At 70.1% G+C, this 1574-nt stretch carries 2 protein-coding genes; one reads left to right on the top strand and one right to left on the bottom strand.

Features of this window, described 5'->3' with window-relative positions; genetic code table 11:
• Positions 1–1403, top strand: a 1403-nt coding sequence (locus tag IJH84_RS13995) for an AAA family ATPase (protein ID WP_295145039.1), incomplete at its 5' end; no start/stop codon positions are given.
• 60 nt (positions 1404–1463) lie between these two features.
• Here IJH84_RS13995 and IJH84_RS14000 read toward each other — a convergent pair.
• The gene (locus IJH84_RS14000; RefSeq protein WP_367269021.1) at positions 1464–1565 is read right to left on the bottom strand and encodes a DUF397 domain-containing protein; all 102 of its coding nucleotides are present in this window, start codon (positions 1563–1565) and stop codon (positions 1464–1466) included.
• Positions 1566–1574 lie beyond the last annotated feature (9 nt).

Genomic DNA, 1574 nt, shown 5'->3' on the forward strand with positions numbered 1-1574 from the left:
ACCTGGTGGACGAGGCCGCGTCCCGGCTGCGGATGGAGATCGATTCGCGGCCGGTGGAGATCGACGAGGTGGAGCGCGCGGTGCGCCGCCTGGAGATCGAGGAGATGGCGCTGGCCAAGGAATCCGACCCGGCTTCGGCGGATCGGCTGGCGACGCTGCGCGGCGAGCTCGCCGACCGGCGCGAGCAGCTCTCCGAGCTCACCGTGCGCTGGCAGGGCGAGAAGGAGTCCATCGACAAGGTCCGCGACCTCAAGACCCAGCTCGAACAGCTCCGCGGCGAGTCCGAGCGCGCCGAGCGCGATGGTGACCTGGGCAAGGCCGCCGAGCTGCGCTACGGCCGGATTCCGGCGCTGGAGAAGGAACTGGCGGAGGCGACCGAGGAGCAGACCGAGCAGAAGGCGATGTTGCAGGAGGAGGTCACTCCGGACGACGTGGCCGGCGTGGTCAGCTCCTGGACCGGCATCCCCGCCGGGCGCCTGATGGAGGGCGAGACGGCGAAGCTGCTGCGCATGGAAGACGAGCTGGGTGCCCGCGTGGTCGGCCAGGCCGAGGCGGTGCGCGCGGTGTCCGATGCGGTGCGGCGCACTCGCGCCGGGGTCGCCGATCCGGACCGGCCGACCGGTTCGTTCCTGTTCCTCGGGCCCACCGGTGTCGGCAAGACCGAGTTGGCGAAGGCGCTGGCCGGGTTCCTGTTCGACGACGAGCGGGCGATGATCCGGGTGGACATGAGCGAGTATTCCGAGAAGCACTCGGTGGCTCGCCTGGTCGGTGCGCCGCCCGGCTACGTCGGTTACGACCAGGGCGGTCAGCTGACCGAGTCGGTGCGTCGCAGGCCGTACTCGGGGGTGCTGCTGGACGAGGTGGAGAAGGCGCACCCGGACGTGTTCGACGTGCTGCTGCAGGCGCTCGACGACGGGCGGCTCACCGACGGGCAGGGCTGGACGGTGGATTTCCGGAACACGATCCTGGTGCTGACCTCGAACCTCGGATCGCAGGCGATCGCGGATCCGAACCTCACCGAGCAGCAGCGGGACGAGGCGGTCATGACGGTGGTGCGCTCGCAGTTCAAGCCGGAGTTCCTGAACCGGCTGGACGACGTGGTGGTGTTCCACTCGCTGTCCACCGAGGAGCTGACGTCCATCGTGGACATCCAGGTGGACCGGCTGGCGCAGCGGCTGGGCCAGCGGCGGCTCACCTTGGACGTGCGCCCGGCGGCGCGCGATTGGCTGGCGATCAACGGTTTCGACCCGATCTTCGGCGCGCGGCCGCTGCGGCGGCTGGTGCAGTCGGCGATCGGTGATCAGCTGGCCAAGCAGCTGCTGGCGGGTGAGGTCCGGGACGGCGACAAGGTGATCGTGGACGTCACCGACGACAACTCCGCGCTGACGGTCCAGGCGGCCTGATCGCCGCCAGTGCGGTGTGGGGACCGAATCGAGGTGAACGGTCCCCGCACCGCACGCGTGTCAGCGGTCGTAGCGGCCGGACTTGATCGCTGCGAGGAACGCGGACCACTGAGTGCTGTCCGCGGTGAGGTAACCGGCCGCGCGATTCTTGGTGTCGCGCACCGCGGCGCC

Source organism: Saccharopolyspora sp. (genome assembly GCF_017434145.1).
GTDB classification, from domain to species: domain Bacteria; phylum Actinomycetota; class Actinomycetes; order Mycobacteriales; family Pseudonocardiaceae; genus Saccharopolyspora_C; species Saccharopolyspora_C galaxeae.